This is a genomic window from Glycomyces artemisiae (genome assembly GCF_003002955.1).
GTDB lineage: Bacteria > Actinomycetota > Actinomycetes > Mycobacteriales > Micromonosporaceae > Glycomyces > Glycomyces artemisiae.
In genome coordinates, this window is record NZ_PVTJ01000007.1 from 27570 (window position 1) to 48274 (window position 20705).

Sequence of the window (20705 nt, forward strand, 5' to 3'; positions counted from 1 at the left end):
GACGCCTCACCGAAATTCGGCGTTATCTTTTCGAGATAATGCACGTGCATTTGCGCGCGCATCCTCCCGTGCAACTACGCAACGTGGTCCTGTATAAATTCCTCAAACGGAGTTGCCAGTCGATTTCCAACACAGGTCGACACGAAAGTGACTTCACGATGCTAGGGATAGAAATGCCCGAATTAAACAACATCATCCGGTCTGTTGCTTTTTGCTGGCAAAAGCGGCGGGCCCCGCACGAAAGGATCGCAAGGCCGTGCTGGGATACACAACAGTGGGAGTTGTTACCGTCCTCGCCTCCTTCGCCACCCTTCTCCTTCTCGCGCACATGGCACTCAGGGGCAGCCGCCCCAGCGAGCGGCCAGCGATTCTGACGGCGCTGGCCGACCTGTGGCGCAGAAGCCCCAACAAGAAAGACGAGATAGAGACCGAGGAGTGAACGGAATCCCTTCGACACGCCGGTCCGCCGGCGGTCGAAGGGGTTCCGCTTCACTTTGACGCGGCGTCCCGGGGATTCGCGACCTGGAGCCCGTCCCACCGAGAGCGACAACATCAGTCCTCTTGCCTGCGTAGTCGCAGATGTCGTCTTCGGGAGCGGGGGTCCCCACAAGAAGCGTTGCGCGCCAACCACAACCACGCACGAGGTCGTTCGGCGGCGCCGCAACCCTGAAACGGACGAGCCGTTGCCGGTGGCTCGTGGAGTGTTGTGGTAGCAGGGCTTTGGGGATAAGGTCGGATCACGAGCATGCTCCTGCAGGAAAGGTCCGATAATGGCTTCACATGAGGATTTCCTGTACGAGGACTCTGCCGAGTCCGACTCGGGGCTGTCGCCGAGTAAGGAATCCGGTGTCGACGAGCGACCAACGGATCAAAATCTCACTGTCGAATGTGGACAAGATTTGTTGCGGGCGGTCAAGTCCCACCCAGTCGTCGTTGCGGCTGTCACCGCCGGTGTGGCCGCCGCTGTCGTCGGCGTCAAGATCGCCTACGACCGCCGCAAGGCCGCGAGGAGCCGCAATCGAGTGCTCCATCACCTGGAGGACGCGAGGGAGACGCTGCTGGCTGTGGCGGCAGAGCTGCCGGAACGCGGCCGGGCGGTCCTGCACCGGGCGACGCGTCGGTAAGCGCGCCTTCGGATCGGCGTCCGGCCTCCCCACGACGACATCGCAGTCGATTCAGGGGAGGTCACGAGCCTCATTCCGTCCGGATCCGGTGCGGGTGGCACTCCCGTGTTTGCGGTGGTGTACACTGAGTATTCCGCGGTCATTATTCGATTTTCTCCGACCGCAATCGAACTTGATCGTCAGATGCGACCAAGACCAGCTGACGATTCTCATCCGCTCGACATGCTTCGGGCATTCCCAACGTCATCCGCTGCTCGGCAGCACGACGTTTCAACATTTTCAACGAATCAGGTAGTCATCTCTTCAATTTCACCACACGCCGTCTCTCAGGGCCAGATCCTCTGGAAACGAGCCGCGGACGACCTCTACGCCGCCACCATGGACGGAGAGTTCGCCGGATTCGCATCGGTCGACGACGGCCGATACGTGCTGCACGGTCCGTGCGCGCAGGCCCTCGGCGTCCACCCATCGCTTGAGGACGCGTCCCTCGCACTGGAATTCGAGCTGATCGCGTCCGGCGAACGCCTCGCCGGCCCCCGTACCTGATCACCATGACCTGGCGTCGGCTCCGCCGACGCTCGTAGGGATCGCACCGCGGTCCAACACAATGAAGGAGACACGACATGGCCACTGGCGTCGTGAAATGGTTCAACGCCGACAAGGGCTTCGGCTTCATCGCGCCCGACGACGGTTCCGGAGACGTGTTCGCGCACTTCTCGGCGATCAACGGCAGCGGGCACCGAAGCCTCGAAGAAGACCAGCACGTCGAGTTCGACATCGAGCGGGGCCAGAAAGGCATGCAGGCCGCGAACATCAGCGCGCTCTGACCCGAACGTGACGGTCGAAGCGGCGGGCGATCCGCCGCTTCGACCCGGCTCTCCTGGACGGGCGCCGCGCCCGGCACGCCGACGAGACCGCAACCGAACAGAAGGACCGCCATCACTGCCATCGCCCCCGCGTCGACACCGGCTCCCTCAGCCGCCGCTCCGCCCGCTCGCCCTCCGAGCGCGTCGCCCACTCCCTCGATCCGGGCCTACACCGAAGTCGCCCAAGCCGTGCGCGACGCCGGACTGCTGCGACGCACCCCCTGGTTCTACGCCCTGGTCGCCGCGGCCATCGCCATCGGCTACGCCGCGTGCGGAATCGCCTTGGTCCTGCTGGGCGACAGCTGGCTCCAGCTGCTGGTGGCCGGAGTGCTCGGCATCCTGCTCACCCAGACCGCGTTCCTCGCTCACGAGGCCGCCCACCGGCAGATCCTCGGCCGCGGCCCCGCCAACGACCGCCTCGCCCAGGTCCTCGGCGCCATCGCCGGGATGAGCTACTCCTGGTGGGACAGCAAGCATTCGCGCCACCATGCGAACCCGAACCGGGTCGGCCGCGACCCCGACATCGACGTGGACACGATCTCGTTCCTCGAAGAGGACGCCGCCGCATCGACCGGACTGCGGCGGCTCGTCACCGGCCGCCAAGGCTGGCTGTTCTTCCCGCTGCTGACGCTCGAAGGCGTCAACCTGCACTTCCTGGGCCTGCGGCACCTGCTGTCGCGGGAACCGGTCAAGGACCGCTGGATCGAACTGGCCTCGCTGGCGACGCGTTTCGCGATCTTCCCGACCGCGGTGTTCCTGATCCTGCCCCTCGGACTCGCCCTCGCGTTCACCGGCGTGCAGCTTGCGGTGTTCGGGCTCTACATGGGCGCCTCGTTCGCGCCCAACCACAAGGGCATGCCCGTGGTCCGCAGAGACTCCAAGCTCGACTTCTTCAGCAAGCAGGTGCTGACCTCGCGCAACGTCTCCGGCGGCTGGTGGGCGACCGTCCTCATGGGCGGTCTCAACTACCAGGTCGAACACCACCTGTTCCCCAGCATGCCCCGACCCGGACTCGCCAAGGCGCGCAAGATCGTCATGGCGCACTGCCGCGCGACCGGCGTCCCCTACACCGAGGCGACCCTCCTGCGCTCCTACGGCATCGTCATCGCCTACCTCAACGAGGTCGGCCTCGCCGCCCGCGACCCCTTCGAATGCCCCTTCCTCAACGAGTACCGACGGCTCTGACCGCGACCGCGTCACAGCTGACTCCGTTGCCACGGAGGCGGCAGTCGCGCAAGACTTTCCAGACCTTCATCGATGCGAAAGCGTGCTCGACGCGGGCGACCAGTCGGGCGTCAGCATCGATGGCGACCTGATAGTTGGTCGAGTATTGGTAGTTCTTCGACTTCGCCGCCACCGCGTGATCCCTGGTCGGTACCAGGGTGCCGTCGACGATGAGCACCGTCCCGGGCGCGAAGCGCTTGCGAGGCCGGAGCGCGAGCTTCGGCCCCAGGTCGTCGATGATCCGGTCGGCGGCGGACTTCGAGGTCCCGAACAGAGCAGCGAGCTGGCGCATGGTGAGGTTGGTGCGCCAATAGGCGGCGACCAGCAGCACCCGGTCCTCGAAGTCGAGACTCCAGGGCCGGCCCCGCGACCAGGGGTCGGCCCCTTCGCGTCGGAGCTGGCGTACCAGCTTGGCGAACACCCGCGGCCGCAGCCCGCTGAACAGCTCCACCAAGGTTGCATCCGCTGCGCTGACTACGTTCGCCACGCAGGCATGACGCCATGCGCTCTAACGAATCTACGATGGTCCTTACTGATAATCGTTGAACCGCAGGGCGTTGCCGAACGGATCGCTCAGCCCGGCGAGCCCTGGCGGGCGTGCTGCTCCGCGGCATCAGCGTTGCGCAGGTGCCGGCGGATGAGCAGGATGCCGATGGTCGGCAGGCCGATGACGGTGGCGAGGAGCGCGATTTCCATCGAGGTGCCGAACTGGGTCGGCGACATGTCTCTGAGCCACATGTAGACGGTGTAGAACTCGAGGTTGGTCCGCGCGGCGCGGAGCGCGAAGAGGACGAGCAGGGCGAGTGCGCCCGCACCGCAGGCGACTCCGCTGGCCACGACCGACCACCTCGGCCCGGATTTCGCGGCGAGCGCCAGCGCCCCGAAGGCGCCTGCGAGGACGAGGCACGCGATCCCCGGATAGAGCAGCAGCCACCGCACGGCCGCGTCGATGACCGGCGGGTAGGTGTGGGCGATTTCGGGGTCGATGCCCCGCAGGTACGCCGGGGTCGCGGCGTTCGCCGAGACGGCGAGGCCCAGCAGCAGGAACGCGCAGACGAGGAGCACCGCCCCCAGGGTTATCGCCAGGCTGATGGCGGCGTCCGAGCGGCTCGGTTCCGGCCACGGCTCGAAGAGTGGTCGACGCATGGGGGCTCCGATCGACTTGGCTTCGCTGGGCCTTCAACATACGGTCTCGTGGCAACTGCGGTCCACTGTCGCCGCTCCGGCGAAGCCGTAGACGTCCAGGATCGAGTCGAGCATGGCCTCCTGGACTGGGGCGCTGTAGGTCGCGGGGTCGAAGCAGGCGAGCTGGGCGGCGCCTTCGGTGGCGCCGACGAGGGCGAAGACGGCGATGCGGATGCGCACCACCGTGCTCCGGGCGAGCTGCTGATCCCAACCATCGTGCTGCTGTTCGCCATCGACATCAAGACCGCCGGAAACCTCTCCCCGGTCGTGTCGCTGCCGACCATGCTGGTGGCCTTCAGCCGCTACAGCAGGGGCGGCGGCTTCAAAGTCCTGACCGCCAACCGCCGATTCGTGGCAGTCATCGCCGCCGGGTCCATCGCCGGAGTCGTGCTCGGCGGGCTGCTGCTCGGCATCGTCCCCGACATGGCCCTGATTCCGATCCTGGCACTCATCCTGCTGATCTCAGCGACCAAACTCGCCCGCCACCACTAACCCACCACAACTTCCGGGACAACCTTTAGTCACAAGCTGCGGAACGGGCCCGCGGTCGACCTAAGTCCTTGAGATCAAACGAAACGCGATCGCCAAGATCCGTCTCCGCTCCACTCCGGGCTAGTACTTCATCCGTGATCGTGAGGTTCATGGTTCTGGCGTCGGAAGCAGGTTCTGGCTCGGAGACGGTGTCGTCCTGGAGAGCGATGTTCGCGCCAGCGCTCGCCGCTTGGCCATGCCTGGTCGGATCGAGCGAGCGGGTGAGGTCGGAGTCAATGGAGGGTGAGGGGGACTTCGGTGTCGACACGGGTCAGCTTGTGCGGGTTGCGGACGAAGTAGAGACCGGCGATGCGGGTGTCCTCGACCCGCACGGCGATGACGCCCTCGAGCTGCCCTTCGACGTGCACCGCCAATGCGGGGCTGCCGTTGATCGCGGCCGGTTCGAGGGTGAGGGTGACGTCGTGCCTGGTGAGGCCTCCGACCATGAACCGCGCGACCTTGTCCGCGCCGACCACAGGCCATGGGGTGGCCTGCTTGACGCCGCCGCCGTCGCTGATCGCCACCACGTCGGAGGCGAAGACGTCGAGCAGGCCCTGCAAGTCCCGGGTCTCGAGTGCGCGCCGGAACGCCTCGACGGCCGCTTGCGCTTCGCGCGCGCTGACGGCTCGGCGTGGGCGGCGGGCTTCGACGTGGCGGCGGGCGCGGTGGGCGATCTGGTACACGGCGGTGGGGGTCTTCTCCACTGCGGCCGCGATCTCGTCGAAGCCCAGCCCGAACGCTTCGCGGAGCACGAACACCGCTCGTTCGGTCGGTGTCAGGGTTTCGAGCACGACCATCAGGCCCATCGAGACGCTTTCGGCGAGTTCCACATCGGCGGCCACATCCGCGGTGGTGAGGAGCGGTTCCGGCAGCCAGGAGCCCACGTACGACTCCCGTCGGCGCTTGGTCGTACACAGCTGGTTGAGCGCCTGCCGTGTGGTGATGCGAACCAGGTAGGCGCGATGGTTGCCGACGAGCGAAGCGTCGACGCCGACCCAGCGCAGCCAGGTCTCCTGCAGGACGTCGTCGGCGTCTGCCGCGGATCCGAGGATCTCGTAGGCGATGGTGAAGAGCAGGTTCCGGTGCGCGACGAACGTCTCCGTTGCCGCGATGGCGGCGTTGCCGCCGTCGCCGGGGCCCGTGCCCTCGGCCGCCGGTCCCTCACCGGACGCATTCGCGGTGTGCATGAGGCCTCTCTCTTGTAGATCGTCTTGGGAGCGCGGCGTTTCCGGCCCCGTTCACCGTTGCAAACCGTGCCGCTGGTCATGGCGGCGAAGCCGGCGGCTACGCGTTCGGTACCGACGCGCTCGTGCTTCGGGCCTGGAGCAGAGCCGGTCGGTGGACGCCGTCCTTCGGCCAGTGGTGCGAGCCGGGCTTGTCCGCCTCGGTCACCAGGTGCTTGACGCTGGCGGCGCACGAGAACTCCTTGAGCTTGCGGCCCATGAACCCCGGGAAGTACCACCGTTTCGCCGAGTCGTCCTTGTCGAGGAGCTGGAAGATCCCGGCATCGCGGCCGAAACTGAAGCACATGGCCTGGAACGACAGGTCGATCGGCGCAGGCCGCTCATCGGCGATCCGAGCCAGCACCGTGTCGGCGGCGTGGGCGCCCAGGCACCCGGCGATGTAGGCGCTCATCCGGAACGGCAGGTCCGACGGCGCCGAAGCGTCGCCCGCTGCGACGATGCGATCGCTGTCGACACCGGTCAGCGTCTCGTCAGTGAGCAGGCGCCCGGCGGCGTCGGTGCGCAACCCGCTGCGGCGGGCCAGTTCGGGCACGCCGAAACCCGCCGCCCAGACGGTGACCGCGCTGGACAGGGTGCGGCCGTCGCCGAGTTCCACGGCCTCCGGCCTCACCTCGGTGACCGATGCTCCGGGGCCTTCGATCACCTCGACGCCCAGTCGGGTGAGGTACTTGCGGGCGGTGCGCCGGGCGCTGGGGTGCAGTGACGGGCCGACGACGGCGCCGCAGACCAGCCTGACACTGCGACCCTGCTCAGCGAGTTCGGCGGCCGTTTCAATGCCCACCGGACCGCCCCCGACGACGGTCACCACTGCCGCCGTGGGCTGGTCGAGGAGCATCGACCGCAGCCTCTGTGCGGCCTCCAGCGTCGCTACCGGATGGGCGAACTCGGCCGCGCCCGGCACCTGCGGTCCGCCGCTGTGGCTGCCGACCGCGTAGATCAGGTAGTCGTAGCCGATGCCGCCGCCCTCGGCGAGGGTCACGGTGTGCCCGGCCGCGTCGATGTGCGTCGCGTTGTCGACCACCAGGTCGACGTCTTCGGCGAGGACCTCCCCGTAGTCGACGACCGCATCGTGTGTTCCGGCCACCAGCTGGTGCAGTCGCAGCCGCGGCACGAAGACCTGCCGCGGATTGATCACGGTCACCTTCAGGTCGTCATGGCCCCGTACCCGGTTGGCCGCCATCACTCCGGCGTATCCGCCGCCGATCACGACGACTTCGAGGTTCTTGCCCATTGGTGTCTCCTTCGATCCGAGAGGGTCGAGCACTAGACACCGCCCCGGCCGAAATCCTGACATCCAGTGGAGCAGATCACACCATACTCCGGTCGGTGCGTCGAGTGCCCGGCCCGGCCCGCCGACGGCCTCGATACGGGACCGTCAGCCCGATGGGGCCGCATATGTGACCCACATCATCGATCGGGGCCGTCAGGAAACTGCGACCGGCGGTGTCTCATGCCCGACCGGTTGCACCCGCACCCCGCAAGGAGAAGCTCATGAACCTCGCCCTCTGGATCGTCGCCGGGCTCCTCGCCGCGCTCGCCCTGTTCAGCGGCGCCACCAAGGTGCTCCTGCCGAAGTCCAAGCTGGATGAATCCACTGATTGGACCGCGGACTCAAGCACCGGTTTCGTCAGATCCCTGGGAGTCCTGGAGATCCTGGCCGCAGCGGGCCTGACCCTGCCCGCAGCGCTCGACATCGCACCGGCGATGGTGCCGATCACCGCCGCCTGCTGGATGCTGCTGATGATCGGCGGGATGGTGACCCACGCCCGCTACGGGCACTACAAGAACGTGGCGCTCTGCCTCGTCCTCCTCGCTGTGGCCGCGTTCGTGGCCTGGGGCCGGTTCAGCCCCGAGTCGTTCACCATCTGACAAGCAGCGGTATGGGCGGGAAAACTCGGCCCTGTTCGCGTTTTCCCAGCTCAGTCCCCTGATCTGAAGAAAGTGACGAAATCATCAGCTCTGATTTTTGCGAAGGGAATCGAGTGGGCATAATCTGATGACATCATCAGAAATGTTGAGGTGATCAGAAATGTCCACTCCTAAGACCGCCCACGAAGACCTCCACAGCGAGCAGGGCGCGATCCGCGGCGACCGGGCCGACCGGGCGAAGAACCCGGTCATCAAGGTCGAAGACCTGGCCTGGCTTGAGTTCGAGAAGCCCGACCTCGATGCGGCCGAGCGCTTCGCCCACGACTTCGGGCTCGTCACCGCCTACCGCGACGACGAGGCGATCCACCTGCGCGGCAGCCTGGCCGGGTCGCAGTGCGTGGTCATCCGCCGAGGCAGGTCCTCCCGGTTCCTCGGACCGGCGTTCCGTGCCGCCTCCCGGGCCGACCTGCAACGGCTCGCCCGCGCCACCGGCGCGAACGTCGAGGAGCGCCGCGGCCCCGGCGGCGGCGCGATGCTCCGCCTGGCCGACCCCTCGGGGATGGCCCTGAAAGTCGTCGCCGAGATCGACCAGCTGCCCGAACTGCCGCACCGCGCCCCGCTCGACCTCAACTTCGGTCGCGTCACACGGGTCAACGCGACGCAGCGGCCCGTCCGCGAGCCGGCCTGGGTCGAGCGGCTCGGGCACGTCGTACTGGAGACGCCGACGTTCAATCGGACGCTGGACTGGTACCAGGAGCACCTGGGCCTCATCGTCTCCGACTTCCTGTACTTCCCCGGCCAGCGGGACCGCGGCGCGACCATGGCGTTCATCCGCTGCGATCGCGGTTCGACCCCGGCCGACCACCACACGCTCGCGATGCACCTGGGCCCGAGCCGCCGCTACGTCCACTCCGCGTACCAGGTCGCCGACCTGGACGCGGTGGCGACCGGCGGCGAGTTCCTGAAGGACCGCGGGTACAAGCGCGCGTGGGGGATCGGTCGCCACATCCAGGGTTCGCAGATCTTCGACTACTGGCGGGACCCCGACTCGGTCATGGTCGAGCACTTCGCCGACGGCGACATGTTCGACGACTCCGTCGAGGTCGGCTGGACCCAGATGTCGGCCAGCGGCCTCGCCCAGTGGGGGCCGTCGGTCACCGCCAACTTCTTGGGCGCCAAGCCCTCCGCGCACATGATCCGCGACCTCGTCGCGGCGCTGCGCGACGACGACAACGAATTCGACGTCCGACGCCTGGTCGGCCTCTTGAAAGTGGCGACGCGATGAGCATCAACCTGGTCCGTTTCGACGGCGAGCACGGCCCGCGCTGGGGCGTCCTCGACGGCGCGGATGTACTCCCCCTGCCCGAGGAGTACGAGACGACCGCCGACGTCCTCGCCGACGGGGCCGCGGCCGCGCGGGCGCTGCTCGTCGGCTCCGGCGCGCACCGGATGCGACTGGCCGGGCTGCGGCTGCTGCACCCGGTTCCGGACGCCCGCATCCTGTGCCAGGGAGCGAACTACCGCTCGCACATGATCGAGTCCGGCATGGACCCCGACCGTGCGTTCAACATACTGTTCACCAAGTCGACCGCGTCGCTTGCGGGACCGGACGACGACATCGTCCGGCCCGGCCACGTGCGGCTGCTCGACTACGAAGTGGAGCTCGGGATCGTCCTGGGCAAGGCGATCACCGGCCCGGTCACCGTGACCGAGGAGACCTTGTCCGACTACGTCGGCGCCTTCGTCGTCGCCAATGACGTCAGCGCCCGGGATGTGCAACTGCCGCAGGGGCAGTGGTACAAGGGCAAGAGCTACCGCGGGTTCTGCCCCGTCGGGCCGTACCTGGTCGTGCCCGACCGCGACGAGGTCGCCCGCTGGAGGGACCTGCGGCTCACCCTCTCCGTCAACGGCGAGGCCCGCCAGGACAGCCTGGCCGGCGACATGGCGTTCGGACCGGCCGCGACGCTGACCGAATGGTCCGGTCTCGAACTGCTCAGGGTCGGCGACCTGCTGCTCACCGGAACGCCCGGGGGCGTCGCGCTCCAGCCGCCCGGCGCGCTCGTGCAGCGCATCAGCGCGCTCCTGCCGGAGGACAAGAAGTGGGAGCTGTTCGTCAAGGGCCAGGCCAAGAGCGGCGCCTACCTCAAGCCCGGCGACCGCGTCGAGGCCGCGATCCGCACCGACGACGGCGAGCTGGACCTCGGCGTCCAGCGGAACACGGTCCGGTGAGCGCCGTGAATGCGATCCGACGCGTCCCCGTGGTGGTCGTCGGCGCCGGTCCGACCGGTGTGAGCGCTGCGATCGGCCTGGCCCAACGCGGGATCGAGTGCCTGGTCCTGGACCGCTGGCCCGAGGTGTACCCGCAGCCGCGGGCCGTCCACTTCGACGACGAGGTGTTCCGGACATTGGCCGACCTCGGCGTCGCCGACCGCGTCCGCGCGATCTCGCGGCCCGCGCCGGGCATGCAGCTGGTCGACACCCGCCTGCGAATCCTGGCCGAGTTCACACGCGACCGTCGGAGCATGGGCCACCCGCAGGCGAACATGTTCGACCAGCCCGACCTCGAACGCGTCCTTCGAGAACGCCTGGCGGAACTGGATGCCGCGGTGTTCCTCGGCGGTGTCGAGGTCGTTGAGGTCGACCAGCCCGCAGACGGCCCCGCTCCTGCCCGGGTCCGGTTCCGCGACATCGCATCGGGCATCGAGTCCGAGGTGTGGACTGACGCGGTCCTCGGTTGCGACGGGGCGAACAGCCTCACCCGCGCCGGACTCGGCGTCGAGATGGAGGATCTCGGGTTCGAGCAGCGCTGGCTCGTGGTCGACGTGCGGAGCCCGGAACCGCTGGACGCCTATGACGGTGTGCAGCAGGTCTGCGACCACGCCCGTGCCGCGACGTTCATGATGGTCACGCCCGGCCGCTACCGGTGGGAGTTCCGGCTGCGCCCCGGCGAACATCCCGACGAGATCACCGATGAGCAGGTGGTGGAGCGGATCCGGCCCTGGCTCGGTGACGTCGACGCCGCCGGGCTCACCGTCGTGCGCCGCACCTGGTACACCTTCCGCGGCGCCGTGGCCGAACGTTGGCGCGAGGGCCGGGTGTTCCTGCTCGGCGACGCCGCGCACCTGACGCCGCCGTTCATCGGTCAGGGCATGGGAGCCGGCATCCGCGACGCCGCGAACCTCTCATGGAAGCTCGCTTTGGTGCTGACCGGCCGCGCCGACGACCGGCTTCTGGACACCTATGAGGCCGAGCGCAGGCCATACACGAGGCGCCTGGTCCGGATCGCGATCCTCATCGGATCGATGATGACCGGCGGCAACGCCTTCACGATCGGCCTGCGCCGTGCCGCCATGCGCGCCGCTTCGATCCTCCCGGGCGCCGAGCAGCGCGCCGTGGATCTCGTCTGGCCCGCGCTCGGGACCGGCCCGCTGAGCGCCCGCGCGAGCTGGGCCGTCGGACGGCCCTGCCCGCAGCCGCTCATGGCGACCGCCGACGGCCCCGTGCCACTGGACCGGCTGCTCGGCAACGGATTCGCCGTCGTCACCCGTGACCGGGGCGGCGTGCTCGACGCGTACGAACCGGGGCTCCGCCAGCACTTCGCGGCCCTGGGCACCACCGTGGTCCATCTCGGCACCCCCGGCACCGTCGATCTCGACGGCTCCCTCACTCACCTGCTCGACCGGGCGGGCGCCGACGCGCTCCTCATCCGCCCCGACCGCGTCGTCGCCGCGAGCGCCGACCGCACCGACTTCCGCGCCTGGCGTCGCCTGCTCGCATCCGCGGGCATCCGGCCCGGCACGGCGGGACCGCATCACCAGCGATGCGGTTATCAAGAATCCAGTCCGGACTGGTCAGCGGCAATGCATGATCAGACCGGCCGGCTCGCTGCGAGCCGTTCCACCGGTGCCGGTCGCGAGGCCGACACCGCCAATCAAGGGGGAAACCACCATGAGTGAGCAGAGTGCGCTCGAAAAGTTCCAGACCCTGCCGGCCGCCGTCCGGGAGAAGGTCGAGACGGCCATCTCGGACGCGAAGATCGAGCTCAAGCTCCGCGTCGGCTTGATGCTCGCCGACCAGAAGGAGACGGCCGAGCACAAGGTCACGACCGCCGGCCGGGTCGGGGCCAAGAGCGGCGAGGTGTCGGAGCTGACGGTGATCATGCCGCTCAAGAGCGACGGCGCGGCGCGGCTGCGCAAGTTCTTCAAGGTCATCGACGGCAACCTCGCCGGTGCCGGGCAGGTCGGCACGCTCCACAACATGCGCTTCGTGTTCCTTGAGAACGACACGAAGCTGCTGTTCGCCACCGCCTACGACGGCGAGTGGGACCCGTACATCGACGACTTCGCCACGAAGATCCCGGAGTTCATGGACTACCTGTTCCGCAACGTCGAAGGCTGGCCGGGCATCGCCTCGCCCGACGTCAAGGACTTCATCGTCAAGTACCAGATCCCCGCCGAGGCCTGGTTCGTGTCGCACCCGAACCTCACCGTCGCCGAGGCCAACCGGCTCAAGCGCCAGGACGAGACCGTGCAGTCGTTCCTCGCCGACCTCAACTAGGCGCAGAGAAGGGAGCCGACGATGGACCTGTTCCGGCGCATCCGCCGCAAGCCGACCCTGGAGCTGGAGGACATCCAGGCCACGGTGCTGCGCGCGCGTCCCGAACCGTACTTCGGGACCCACGCGATCCTGGAGATCACCGACCCCGCCGCGGGCAAGGAGCTCCTGCGGCGGCTCGCGCCGCGGGTGACCTCGGCGGCCCGGTGGGACGAGCCGCAGCCTTCCTGGATGGCCCTGGCCGTCACCTACCAGGGCCTGGTCGCCCTCGGCGTCCCCGAATCCTCGCTGAGTTCGTTCCCGGCGAACTTCCGCGCCGGCATGGCCGCTCGCGCCGAGCGCCTGCGCGACACCGGACCGAACGCGCCCGAGCACTGGGAGTTCCCCTTCGGGACGGCGCGGGTGCACGTCGCCGTGACCGTCTTCGCCGAGAACGAGGCCGACTGGCAGTCCGAGGTCGCCGCGTACGAGCGGGAACTGCGCGAGGTTCCGGGGGTGAACCTGCTGTCGCACCAGGACTTCGGCGCGGACGGGTTCAACGTGTTCGGGTACCGGGACGGGTTCAGCCAGCCTGTCGTCGAAGGCAGCGGCGCCGAGCCGCTGCCCGGCGACGGGCGGCCGATCAAGGCCGGGGAGTTCGTGCTCGGCTATCCGAGCGAGACCGGCAGCCCGCTGGCGACGCCCGCGCCCGACGTCCTCGGCCGCAACGGCACCTATGTCGTCTTCCGCAAGTACCACTCGCACGTGGACGCGTTCAACCGGTACCTGCACGACAACGGCCGCACCAAGGCCGAGCGCGAGCTGCTGGCGGCGAAACTGGTCGGGCGCTGGCGCAGCGGCGCACCGCTGGCGCTGGCACCCGACCGGGACGATGCGGCGCTGGGGGCCGACCCGAAGCGGATCAACGACTTCGACTACGCCGACGACCCGCGCGGGCTGCACACGCCGCTGGGCTCGCACATCCGCCGGATGAACCCGCGCGACACGAAGCTCGAAGTCCTCACCGACGTCAACATCCGCCGGATCATCCGGCGCAGCACCTCCTACGGCGAGCCGCTGCCCGCGGACGCCCTCACCGACGACGGTCGCCCGCGCGGCCTCGACTTCATCGCCTTGGGCGCGCGAGCGATCGACAACGTCGAGTTCCTCCAGAGCGAATGGGTCAACTCCGGCAACTTCGTCGGTCTCGGCAAGGAGAAGGACCCGATGATCTCCCTGCAGGACAAGAAGGGCGCCTACTTCACCGTGCCCGGCTCGCCGCCGCGCCGGATCCAGAACATTCAGAGCTTCAACACGCTGCTGGGCGGGGAGTACTTCTTCATGCCCGGCCTGTCCGCCATCGACTGGCTCAGCCGGTGACGGAGTCCATGAAGGAGGCAACCATGCCGACGAGCTACGTCCGGTACCGGCCGGACCTCGAAGTGCCCTTCCCGGACGAGGAAGAGCTCACCCGCCAGGTCGTCCAGGCGATGCTGCACGCGAACCAGCAGGTCGCCGCCAAGCACCGGCACGGCCTGCGCGACGCGCACGCCAAGAGCCACGGCGTGCTCGCCGGGGAGCTGCGCGTCCTGCCGGACCTGCCCGAGCACCTCGCTCAGGGCCTGTTCGCCCGGCCGCGCACCTACCCGGTGGTCCTGCGGCTCTCCACCGCGCCGGGCGACCTGCGCTCGGACCAGGTGCCGGTGCAGCGCGGCTTCGCCCTCAAGGTGATCGGCGCGGAGGGCCCGCGGGCGGTGGAGGACGGCTTCACCACGCAGGACTTCCTGCTCGTCAACCACCCGACGCTGCCGTTCGGGAACATCGCCGAGTACGCCAAGCTCCAGGGCCTCCTGGAGAAGCAGCCGCAGCAGAGCGACCAGCAGCTCCAGCGCGCCGGGCTGGCCGCCCGCGCGGCCGCGAAGGCGCTGACCGCCGCGCACCGCCCGCTGCCGCCGGCGGTCGAGACGCTCGCCGCGGCGAACCACAACATCCTCGGTGAGACCTTCCACTCGATGGCCGCCGTGCGGTACGGGGACTACGTCGCCAAGATCTCGGCCGCGCCGCGGTCGGCGAACGTCAGGAGCCTCACCGGCAAGCCCGTCGCCAAACGCGACGGTGAATCGGCACTGCGCGACATCGTGACCGAGTTCTTCCGCCGCGAAGGCGCCGAGTACGAGCTGCGGGCGCAGCTGTGCACCGATGTGGAGCGGATGCCGGTCGAGGACGCCTCGGTGCTGTGGCCCGAGGAGCTGTCGCCGCACCAGAGCATCGCCGTCCTGAGCTTCCCCGCGCAGGAGGCGTACAGCGACGAGCGGCGGCGATGGGCCGACGACGTGCTCTCGTTCAATCCCTGGCATGCGCTTGAGGCGCACCGGCCGCTCGGATCGATCATGCGCTCGCGCCGCCGCGCCTACCCGCGCTCCAGCGAATTCCGCCATACCTACAACGGCATCGCCGAACACGAGCCGTCCAGCATCGACGAGCTCCCGCAGTGACGACACGCCGCAACCGGGGAGATCGTGGAATCCCCATCAGAACTGATGTCGACTACGATCTCCCCATGGCCCAGTCAGGAACCGCGAACCGCCTCGACCGCCGCAAGGCCCGCACCCGCGCCGCCCTCATCGCGGCGGGCCGGACACTCCTCACCACCCGCGACCCCGCGGAGGTGAGCATCCAGGAGATCACCGACGCCGCCGACGTCGGCTTCGGTTCCTTCTACAACCACTTCGCCTCCAAACAGGAGCTCTTCGAAACCGCCGTCGCCGAGGTCGTCGAGGAACACGGCGCGATGCTCGACGAGGTCACCGCCGCCCTGGGGGACCCCGCCGAAGTCTTCGCCGCCTCGGTGCGCCTGACCGCGCGCTTCCCCAAGACCCAGCCGGAAATGGCCAAGATCATCGAGCGCGTCGGCCCGGGCTACCTCACCGCACCGACCGGGCTCGCCCCCCGGGCGCTGCGCGACCTCCAGCACGCCAAGGACGTCGGCCGCTTCGCCTTCGGCGATCCGCAGGTGACCATCGCGTGCGCCGGCGGAGCCGTGCTCGGCGTCATCCACCTGGGCCTGCTCCAGCCCGAACCCGCGGCCATCGACCACGCCGCCGACGAACTCGCGGCGAACCTGTTGCGCATGCTCGGCCTGCCCGGTGACGAAGCCAGCGAGATCGCCGCACGACCGCTCCCGGCGGCCGGCTAGCCGACTCCTACTCGACGCAAGGCCGCGAACGACTCGGCCTTGACAAGGTCGTTCCCGTAAAGTGATAATTACATCAGTTACGATGATGTAATCATTCTTAGGGATGCCGCGATGCCGGCTCCCGGGAAGGCGACCGCAATGTCCACGCTTTCGACCGCCGCCGAGGCGGCCTCAGTCGGTTCCCGGTTCCTGCGGAGCTGTGCCCGGTTCGGCGACGCGGTGGCCTTCCGCCATCCGTCGGCCGAGGGCTGGGTGGGGCTGACTTGGAACGAAATGGCCGACCGAGCCACCGCGCTCGCCGCAGGCTTGATCGAACTCGGGATCGCTCCGGGCGAGCGGGTCGCCATCGCCGCCTCGACCAGGATCGAATGGGTGCTCGCCGACCTCGCGGTCGCGCTCGCAGGTGCGGTCACCACCACGGTGTATCCGAACACGAACGCCGAGGACGTCGCCTACATCCTTGAGGACTGCGGTGCTGTCGCCGTCTTCGCGGAGGACACCGATCAAGTGGCCAAGCTTCGCGCGGACGGTCGATGGGTCGGCCAGGTCCGCACCGTAGTGACCTTCGGAAGACGAGGCGACGAGGACACCCTGGGCTGGGACGACCTCGCCGCACTCGGCCGCACACGCCTGCGCACCGACCCGGCCTGCGTCCGCGACACCGTGGCGTCGGTCGGCCCGGAGGATCTGGCCACCATCATCTACACCTCCGGGACCACCGGCCGTCCCAAGGGCGTCGAGCTGACGCACGCCAACTGGCGGTACCTGGTCGAGGCGGTCGCCTCCCAGGACGTGCTGCGGCGCGATCACGTCCAGCTCCTGTGGCTGCCGCTGTCCCACGTGTTCGGCAAGATGCTGCTCGCCGTCCAGTACGAGGTCGGCTTCAGCACCGCGATCGACGGGCGCATCGACCGGATCGTCGACAACCTCGCCGCCGTTCAGCCCACCATGATGGCGGCCGCCCCTCGCATCTTCGAGAAGATCCACGGCCGCGTCCAGAGTTCGGCCACCGCCCGCGGCGGCATCCGCGCCGTGATCTTCAAGTGGGCCTTCCGCATCGGTGTCGATGCCGTGCGCCGACGCCAAGGCGGGCAGGCGGTCGGCTTCTGGGGTCGGGCTCGGCTCGCGGTCGCCGACCGGCTTGTGTTCCACGCGATCCGCGAACGGCTCGGCGGCCGCCTAGAGATCCTCGTCTGCGGCAGTGCGGCCCTGGCGACGCCGATCGCCGAATGGTTCGCCGCCGCCGGGCTGCCGCTGCTGGAGGGCTACGGGCTGACCGAGGCCACCTGCGTCTCCTTCGTCAACCGGCCCGGTCGCCATCGCATCGGCACCGTCGGCCCGGCCCTGCCGGGCACCGAGGTCCGCATCGCCGCGGACGGCGAGATCCTGCTGCGCGGCGGAGGCATCATGCGCGGCTACCACCGCCTGCCCGAGGCCACCGTCGAGGTCATCGACGCCGACGGCTGGTTCGCGACCGGCGACATCGGCGAACTCGACGCTGACGGCTACCTGCGAATCACCGACCGCAAGAAGGACCTCGCCAAGACCAGCGGCGGCAAGTACGTCGCGCCGACCGCGATCGAGTCCGCCCTCAAGGCGGCATGTCCACTCATCGGCAATGCGATCGTCATCGCCGAAGGCCGCAAGTTCGCGAGCCTGCTCGTCACACTCGACCCGGACGCGATCGACGGGCGGAGTCGAGAGGAGATCGAATCCGCCCTCGGCCAAGCGGTCGCCGACGTCAACGCCGGACTCAACCGTTGGGAGACGGTCAAGCGGTTCCGCATCCTGCCGCGCGAACTCAGCGTCGAAGCCGGCGAGATCACGCCGAGCCTCAAGATCAAGCGCGCGGTGGTCGCGCACCACTTCGCCGAAGCAATCGAATCCATGTACCAGGAGGACCCATCGTGACCATCGTCCTCGCCGTCGTCTTGATCGCCGTCTTCGGCGTCCTCGGCACGGCGAAGCTCCTCGCCGTCCCGGCAATGCGGGACGCGGCCGCCCACCTGGGCTTCACCGCCGGTCAGTACCGGCTGCTCGGCGCACTCGAACTCGCCGCCGTGGCCGGGGTGGCGCTCGGCCTCGCCGTGCCCTGGACCGGCATCGCCGCCGCGGTCGGCCTCGTCCTGCTCATGCTCGGCGCCACCGGTGCCCATGCCGTGCACCGGGACGGCCTGCGCCGCATCGCGATTCCACTGATCGTCGCGGCCGTGGCGGCCGCCTACGCGTGGTTCCTGGTCTGAGCGATCGGATAACGGCTCGCCGCATCCAGCAGTGGCGAGGAAATCGCCGCAAGTGACACTCGGAGTATCATTCATAGAAATCGATATCTGTCAAGGCCTTGATTCCGGACTCGACCGGCCGCTGCCGCGGCTGCGCCGAGGGATCCCGTGAGGGCACATCGTCGCACTGCAACCACGGGCCGGCCCGCATCACCAAGCGCGCACCCCTCCACGTCAGGAATCCAGAAGAATGAGGATAACGATTTCTTGACTTCGATCAGCGGTCTCGTTACCGTGAAGGTTCTCGAAAGCGGCGGTGTCGATCGCCGGTCTTGAACGGAAGGAAGCGGATCTTGCCTGCAATCACGTGGGAGCGCCGCGATGACGGGGTGGTCCTGGAGGCCGATGGCCTGGTCATGCGCTTGGCCTGGGAGGCTCCGGGGATCGCGCGGGTCGCCGCGCTCCCTGCGGGGCTCGGCGGGCCGGAGTTCGACGAGGGGCCGATGCTGGACCCCTCCCGGACCCGCGAGACGGTCGAGTTCCAGGCGTGGGAGTCAGAAAACGTTCTCTCCACGTCCGGCGGCTCGCTCACGGTGCACATCGACCTGTCGACCGGCCGCTTCACCTGGCTCGATCACGAAGGCCGGACGCTGTTCGAAGAGGATGGCAAGGGGCTCGATCCCCGCCCCGACAAGGCATTCCGGGCGCGGCTTGGACTGCGCTTCTCCGACGGTGAGGCGATCTACGGACTCGGCCAGCACGAGGACGGGCTCCTCGACTACCGGGGCCGCAGCCAGGAGATCTACCAGCACAACCTGAAGATCGGGCTGCCGTTCCTAGTGTCCTCGCGCGGCTGGGGCCTGCTGTGGAACGGCTACTCGGCCATGGACTTCCACGACGACGACGCGGGCTCGTTCCTGGCGGCGGACGCGGTCCGGCAGTTGGAGTACTTCGTGATCGCCGGCGGCGGCCCCGCAGGCGCGGTGCGCGGCTACCGCCGCCTCACCGGCGCGGCACCGATCCCGCCGCGGTGGGCGTTCGGCTACATCCAGTCGAAGGAACGCTATGCGGGCCAAGAGGAACTGCTCGAAGCGGCCCGCCGCTACGCCCGGCTCGGCCTCCCGCTCGAATGCATCGTCCTGGACTGGCAGTACTGGAACGAAGGCCTGTGGGGCCAGAAGTCCTTCGACGCCGAACGCTTCCCCGACCCCAAGGCCATGTGCGACGAGCTCCACGAGATGGGCACGCGCCTGATGATCTCGGTCTGGCCGCACCTGTCCGGCGACGGCGACGACCGGCGGGAGTTCGCCGCCGCCGGGAAACTGCTGGCCAACGGCACCACCTACGACGCCTTCGACCCCGAAGCCCGGGCCATGTTCTGGAAGCAGGCCGGGCGGTTGTGGGAGACGGGCATGGACGCCTGGTGGGCCGACAGCTCCGAACCGTTCGACGCCGACTGGCACGGCGAGGTCGAGCCGTCCCGGACCGAACGCCGACGAGTCAACGTCGAAGCCGCCGAACGGCAGATCGGACCGCTGCGCGCCAACGGATACCCGCTCGCCCACGCCCAGGGCTTCTGGGACCACCAGAGGGCAAGCGGGAGCGGCAAGCGGGTGTTCAACCTGACCCGCTCGGCCTGGGCCGGGCAGCAGCGGTACGGCACCGTTCCCTGGTCCGGCGACATCAGCGCCACCTGGGAGACGCTGCGCCGCCAGATTCCCGAAGGCCTCAACTTCGCCGCCGCCGGGCAGCCGTACTGGAACTGCGACATCGGCGCGTTCTTCGTGAAGCGCGGCGAGCAGTGGTTCTGGGCCGGCGACTTCGACGGCGGCGCAGCCGACCTGGGCTACCGCGAGCTGTTCCTGCGCTGGTTCCAGTACGCGGCGTTCCTGCCGATGATGCGGGCCCACGGCACCGACACCCCGCGCGAGATCTGGCAGTTCGGCGAGCCGGGCGAAGCGGTGTACGACGCCCTCGTGGCGTTCATCCGCCTCCGCAAAGCGCTCGTGCCCTACCTGTACTCGACCGCCGGCCAGGTGTACTTCGACAGCGAGAGCATGATCCGCCCGCTCGCGTTCGACTTCACCGACGACCCTGCGGCACTGGGCATCGCCGACCAGTTCCTCCTCGGTCCCTCCCTCATGGTCTGCCCGGTCACCGAGCCGCAGCGGTTCGGCCCGGACTCGACCCAACTGGAAGGCCGACCGGAGACGCGGCCGGTCTACCTCCCCGCGGGCGAGTGGGTCGACTGCTGGAGCGGTGACCGCCTTGCAGGCGGACAGTGGATCGACGCCCCGGCCCCGCTGGCGACCATCCCGGTCTTCGCCCGTTCGGGCGCGATCGTGCCGATGGCCGCGGCGGACGGCGATCCCGGTGACCTCGACGTCGTGGTCGTCCCCGGTGCGGACGGCGAGTTCGCGCTCTACGAGGACGAAGCGGACGGCTGGGGTTACGAAAACGGTGCCCGCGCCTGGATCCGCATGCGCTGGAACGACTCCCAGCGCACACTCACGATCGCCGAACCCGACGGGGACTACCCCGGCATGCCCGAGCGGCGCCGCATCCGGGCCCGCCTCGCCGCGCCGGGCGCAGGCTGGCGCGATACGGCGGTCGCATCCGTGAGCGGGGAGTACAACCGTGCCGAACTGCGCCTGGTCCTCTGACGGTCCGAGACTGCTGGATCGTGCAGGGGCCGACGAAAGCCGGCCCCT

21 protein-coding genes and 1 pseudogene are annotated in these 20705 nt (G+C 68.8%); 17 read left to right on the plus strand and 5 right to left on the minus strand.

The annotated features are described in order from the left end of the window. Positions 1 to 256: 256 nt before the first annotated feature. The 5 genes from B0I28_RS17755 (at position 257) to B0I28_RS17770 (ending at position 3175) form a co-directional block, all read left to right on the plus strand. Positions 257 to 439, plus strand: a complete 183-nt coding sequence (locus tag B0I28_RS17755; RefSeq protein WP_106365190.1) for a hypothetical protein — start codon at positions 257 to 259, stop codon at positions 437 to 439. A 331-nt stretch (positions 440 to 770) separates the two neighbouring features. After that, a complete protein-coding gene (locus B0I28_RS26920) occupies positions 771 to 1124 on the plus strand; it encodes a hypothetical protein (RefSeq protein ID WP_146148148.1) in 354 nt (117 codons plus the stop codon). Between the two features lie 378 nt (positions 1125 to 1502). Further along, on the plus strand, positions 1503 to 1670 hold the full coding sequence (locus tag B0I28_RS27330; protein WP_181245836.1) for a hypothetical protein: 168 nt from the start codon (positions 1503 to 1505) through the stop codon (positions 1668 to 1670). Positions 1671 to 1747: 77 nt separating this feature from the next. Continuing rightward, positions 1748 to 1951, plus strand: a complete 204-nt coding sequence (locus B0I28_RS17765) for a cold-shock protein (protein ID WP_106365192.1) — start codon at positions 1748 to 1750, stop codon at positions 1949 to 1951. A 120-nt stretch (positions 1952 to 2071) separates the two neighbouring features. After that, on the plus strand, positions 2072 to 3175 hold the full coding sequence (locus B0I28_RS17770) for a fatty acid desaturase family protein (protein ID WP_106365193.1): 1104 nt from the start codon (positions 2072 to 2074) through the stop codon (positions 3173 to 3175). Here the strand turns inward: B0I28_RS17770 and B0I28_RS17775 are convergent. The 3 genes from B0I28_RS17775 to B0I28_RS27335 all read right to left on the minus strand — a co-directional run bounded on the left by B0I28_RS17775 (position 3153) and on the right by B0I28_RS27335 (position 4579). After that, positions 3153 to 3701, minus strand: a complete 549-nt coding sequence (locus B0I28_RS17775) for a transposase family protein (protein ID WP_106365194.1) — start codon at positions 3699 to 3701, stop codon at positions 3153 to 3155. The genes B0I28_RS17770 and B0I28_RS17775 overlap by 23 nt on opposite strands. Positions 3702 to 3787: 86 nt before the next feature. Continuing rightward, complete coding sequence (locus B0I28_RS17780) at positions 3788 to 4360, minus strand: hypothetical protein (protein ID WP_146148149.1); 573 nt, start codon at positions 4358 to 4360, stop codon at positions 3788 to 3790. A 33-nt stretch (positions 4361 to 4393) separates the two neighbouring features. Further along, the gene (locus tag B0I28_RS27335; RefSeq protein WP_181245863.1) at positions 4394 to 4579 is read right to left on the minus strand and encodes a hypothetical protein; all 186 of its coding nucleotides are present in this window, start codon (positions 4577 to 4579) and stop codon (positions 4394 to 4396) included. 6 nt (positions 4580 to 4585) lie between these two features. On the opposite strand from B0I28_RS27335, the pseudogene B0I28_RS17785 reads away from it, so the two are divergent. Next, positions 4586 to 4891: pseudogene (locus B0I28_RS17785) on the plus strand (sulfite exporter TauE/SafE family protein); the annotation flags it as partial. A gap of 272 nt (positions 4892 to 5163) precedes the next feature. Here B0I28_RS17785 and B0I28_RS17790 read toward each other — a convergent pair. Then, a complete protein-coding gene (locus B0I28_RS17790) occupies positions 5164 to 6117 on the minus strand; it encodes an RNA polymerase sigma-70 factor (protein ID WP_106365196.1) in 954 nt (317 codons plus the stop codon). 97 nt (positions 6118 to 6214) lie between these two features. Then, a complete protein-coding gene (locus B0I28_RS17795; RefSeq protein WP_106365197.1) occupies positions 6215 to 7405 on the minus strand; it encodes an NAD(P)/FAD-dependent oxidoreductase in 1191 nt (396 codons plus the stop codon). A 260-nt stretch (positions 7406 to 7665) separates the two neighbouring features. Here B0I28_RS17795 and B0I28_RS17800 point away from each other — a divergent pair, with 260 nt between their 5' ends. The 11 genes from B0I28_RS17800 (at position 7666) to B0I28_RS17850 (ending at position 20657) form a co-directional block, all read left to right on the plus strand. After that, positions 7666 to 8043, plus strand: a complete 378-nt coding sequence (locus tag B0I28_RS17800) for a DoxX family protein (protein ID WP_106365198.1) — start codon at positions 7666 to 7668, stop codon at positions 8041 to 8043. A 160-nt stretch (positions 8044 to 8203) separates the two neighbouring features. Continuing rightward, the gene (locus tag B0I28_RS17805) at positions 8204 to 9328 is read left to right on the plus strand and encodes a VOC family protein (RefSeq protein WP_106365199.1); all 1125 of its coding nucleotides are present in this window, start codon (positions 8204 to 8206) and stop codon (positions 9326 to 9328) included. Then, entirely contained in the window at positions 9325 to 10272 is a 948-nt protein-coding gene (locus tag B0I28_RS17810) for a fumarylacetoacetate hydrolase family protein (protein WP_106365200.1), read from the plus strand. Before B0I28_RS17805 ends, B0I28_RS17810 begins: the two co-directional genes overlap by 4 nt. Then, positions 10269 to 11999, plus strand: coding sequence for a bifunctional 3-(3-hydroxy-phenyl)propionate/3-hydroxycinnamic acid hydroxylase MhpA (mhpA, locus tag B0I28_RS17815; protein ID WP_219926842.1), 1731 nt, complete (start codon positions 10269 to 10271; stop codon positions 11997 to 11999). The genes B0I28_RS17810 and mhpA overlap by 4 nt, the downstream gene beginning before the upstream one ends. Continuing rightward, complete coding sequence (locus B0I28_RS17820; RefSeq protein ID WP_106365201.1) at positions 11992 to 12600, plus strand: hypothetical protein; 609 nt, start codon at positions 11992 to 11994, stop codon at positions 12598 to 12600. Before mhpA ends, B0I28_RS17820 begins: the two co-directional genes overlap by 8 nt. A 21-nt stretch (positions 12601 to 12621) precedes the next feature. Further along, positions 12622 to 13956: a Dyp-type peroxidase gene (locus tag B0I28_RS17825; RefSeq protein ID WP_106365202.1), complete on the plus strand. Its 1335-nt coding sequence runs from the start codon at positions 12622 to 12624 to the stop codon at positions 13954 to 13956. Positions 13957 to 13979: 23 nt separating this feature from the next. Next, positions 13980 to 15071: a catalase family protein gene (locus B0I28_RS17830; RefSeq protein ID WP_106365203.1), complete on the plus strand. Its 1092-nt coding sequence runs from the start codon at positions 13980 to 13982 to the stop codon at positions 15069 to 15071. 65 nt (positions 15072 to 15136) lie between these two features. Continuing rightward, complete coding sequence (locus B0I28_RS17835; RefSeq protein ID WP_106365204.1) at positions 15137 to 15772, plus strand: TetR/AcrR family transcriptional regulator; 636 nt, start codon at positions 15137 to 15139, stop codon at positions 15770 to 15772. Between the two features lie 138 nt (positions 15773 to 15910). Continuing rightward, positions 15911 to 17683, plus strand: coding sequence for an AMP-dependent synthetase/ligase (locus B0I28_RS17840; protein ID WP_106365205.1), 1773 nt, complete (start codon positions 15911 to 15913; stop codon positions 17681 to 17683). Further along, a complete protein-coding gene (locus tag B0I28_RS17845) occupies positions 17680 to 18015 on the plus strand; it encodes a DoxX family protein (protein WP_106365206.1) in 336 nt (111 codons plus the stop codon). Before B0I28_RS17840 ends, B0I28_RS17845 begins: the two co-directional genes overlap by 4 nt. Before the next feature lie 332 nt (positions 18016 to 18347). Further along, positions 18348 to 20657, plus strand: a complete 2310-nt coding sequence (locus B0I28_RS17850; RefSeq protein WP_146148150.1) for a glycoside hydrolase family 31 protein — start codon at positions 18348 to 18350, stop codon at positions 20655 to 20657. Positions 20658 to 20705: the final 48 nt, after the last annotated feature.

Excerpts from the sequence above, each read along its gene's own strand:
- B0I28_RS17790 (WP_106365196.1), bottom strand. The coding sequence starts at position 6,117 with ATGCACACCGCGAATGCGTCCGGTGAGGGACCGGCGGCCGAGGGCACG.
- B0I28_RS27330 (WP_181245836.1), top strand. The coding sequence starts at position 1,503 with ATGGACGGAGAGTTCGCCGGATTCGCATCGGTCGACGACGGCCGATAC.
- B0I28_RS17830 (WP_106365203.1), top strand. The coding sequence starts at position 13,980 with ATGCCGACGAGCTACGTCCGGTACCGGCCGGACCTCGAAGTGCCCTTC.
- B0I28_RS17820 (WP_106365201.1), top strand. The coding sequence starts at position 11,992 with ATGAGTGAGCAGAGTGCGCTCGAAAAGTTCCAGACCCTGCCGGCCGCC.
- B0I28_RS17825 (WP_106365202.1), top strand. The coding sequence starts at position 12,622 with ATGGACCTGTTCCGGCGCATCCGCCGCAAGCCGACCCTGGAGCTGGAG.
- B0I28_RS17765 (WP_106365192.1), top strand. The coding sequence starts at position 1,748 with ATGGCCACTGGCGTCGTGAAATGGTTCAACGCCGACAAGGGCTTCGGC.
- B0I28_RS17800 (WP_106365198.1), top strand. The coding sequence starts at position 7,666 with ATGAACCTCGCCCTCTGGATCGTCGCCGGGCTCCTCGCCGCGCTCGCC.
- B0I28_RS17795 (WP_106365197.1), bottom strand. The coding sequence starts at position 7,405 with ATGGGCAAGAACCTCGAAGTCGTCGTGATCGGCGGCGGATACGCCGGA.
- B0I28_RS17810 (WP_106365200.1), top strand. The coding sequence starts at position 9,325 with ATGAGCATCAACCTGGTCCGTTTCGACGGCGAGCACGGCCCGCGCTGG.
- B0I28_RS26920 (WP_146148148.1), top strand. The coding sequence starts at position 771 with ATGGCTTCACATGAGGATTTCCTGTACGAGGACTCTGCCGAGTCCGAC.
- B0I28_RS17780 (WP_146148149.1), bottom strand. The coding sequence starts at position 4,360 with ATGCGTCGACCACTCTTCGAGCCGTGGCCGGAACCGAGCCGCTCGGAC.
- B0I28_RS17805 (WP_106365199.1), top strand. The coding sequence starts at position 8,204 with ATGTCCACTCCTAAGACCGCCCACGAAGACCTCCACAGCGAGCAGGGC.
- B0I28_RS17840 (WP_106365205.1), top strand. The coding sequence starts at position 15,911 with ATGTCCACGCTTTCGACCGCCGCCGAGGCGGCCTCAGTCGGTTCCCGG.
- B0I28_RS17835 (WP_106365204.1), top strand. The coding sequence starts at position 15,137 with ATGGCCCAGTCAGGAACCGCGAACCGCCTCGACCGCCGCAAGGCCCGC.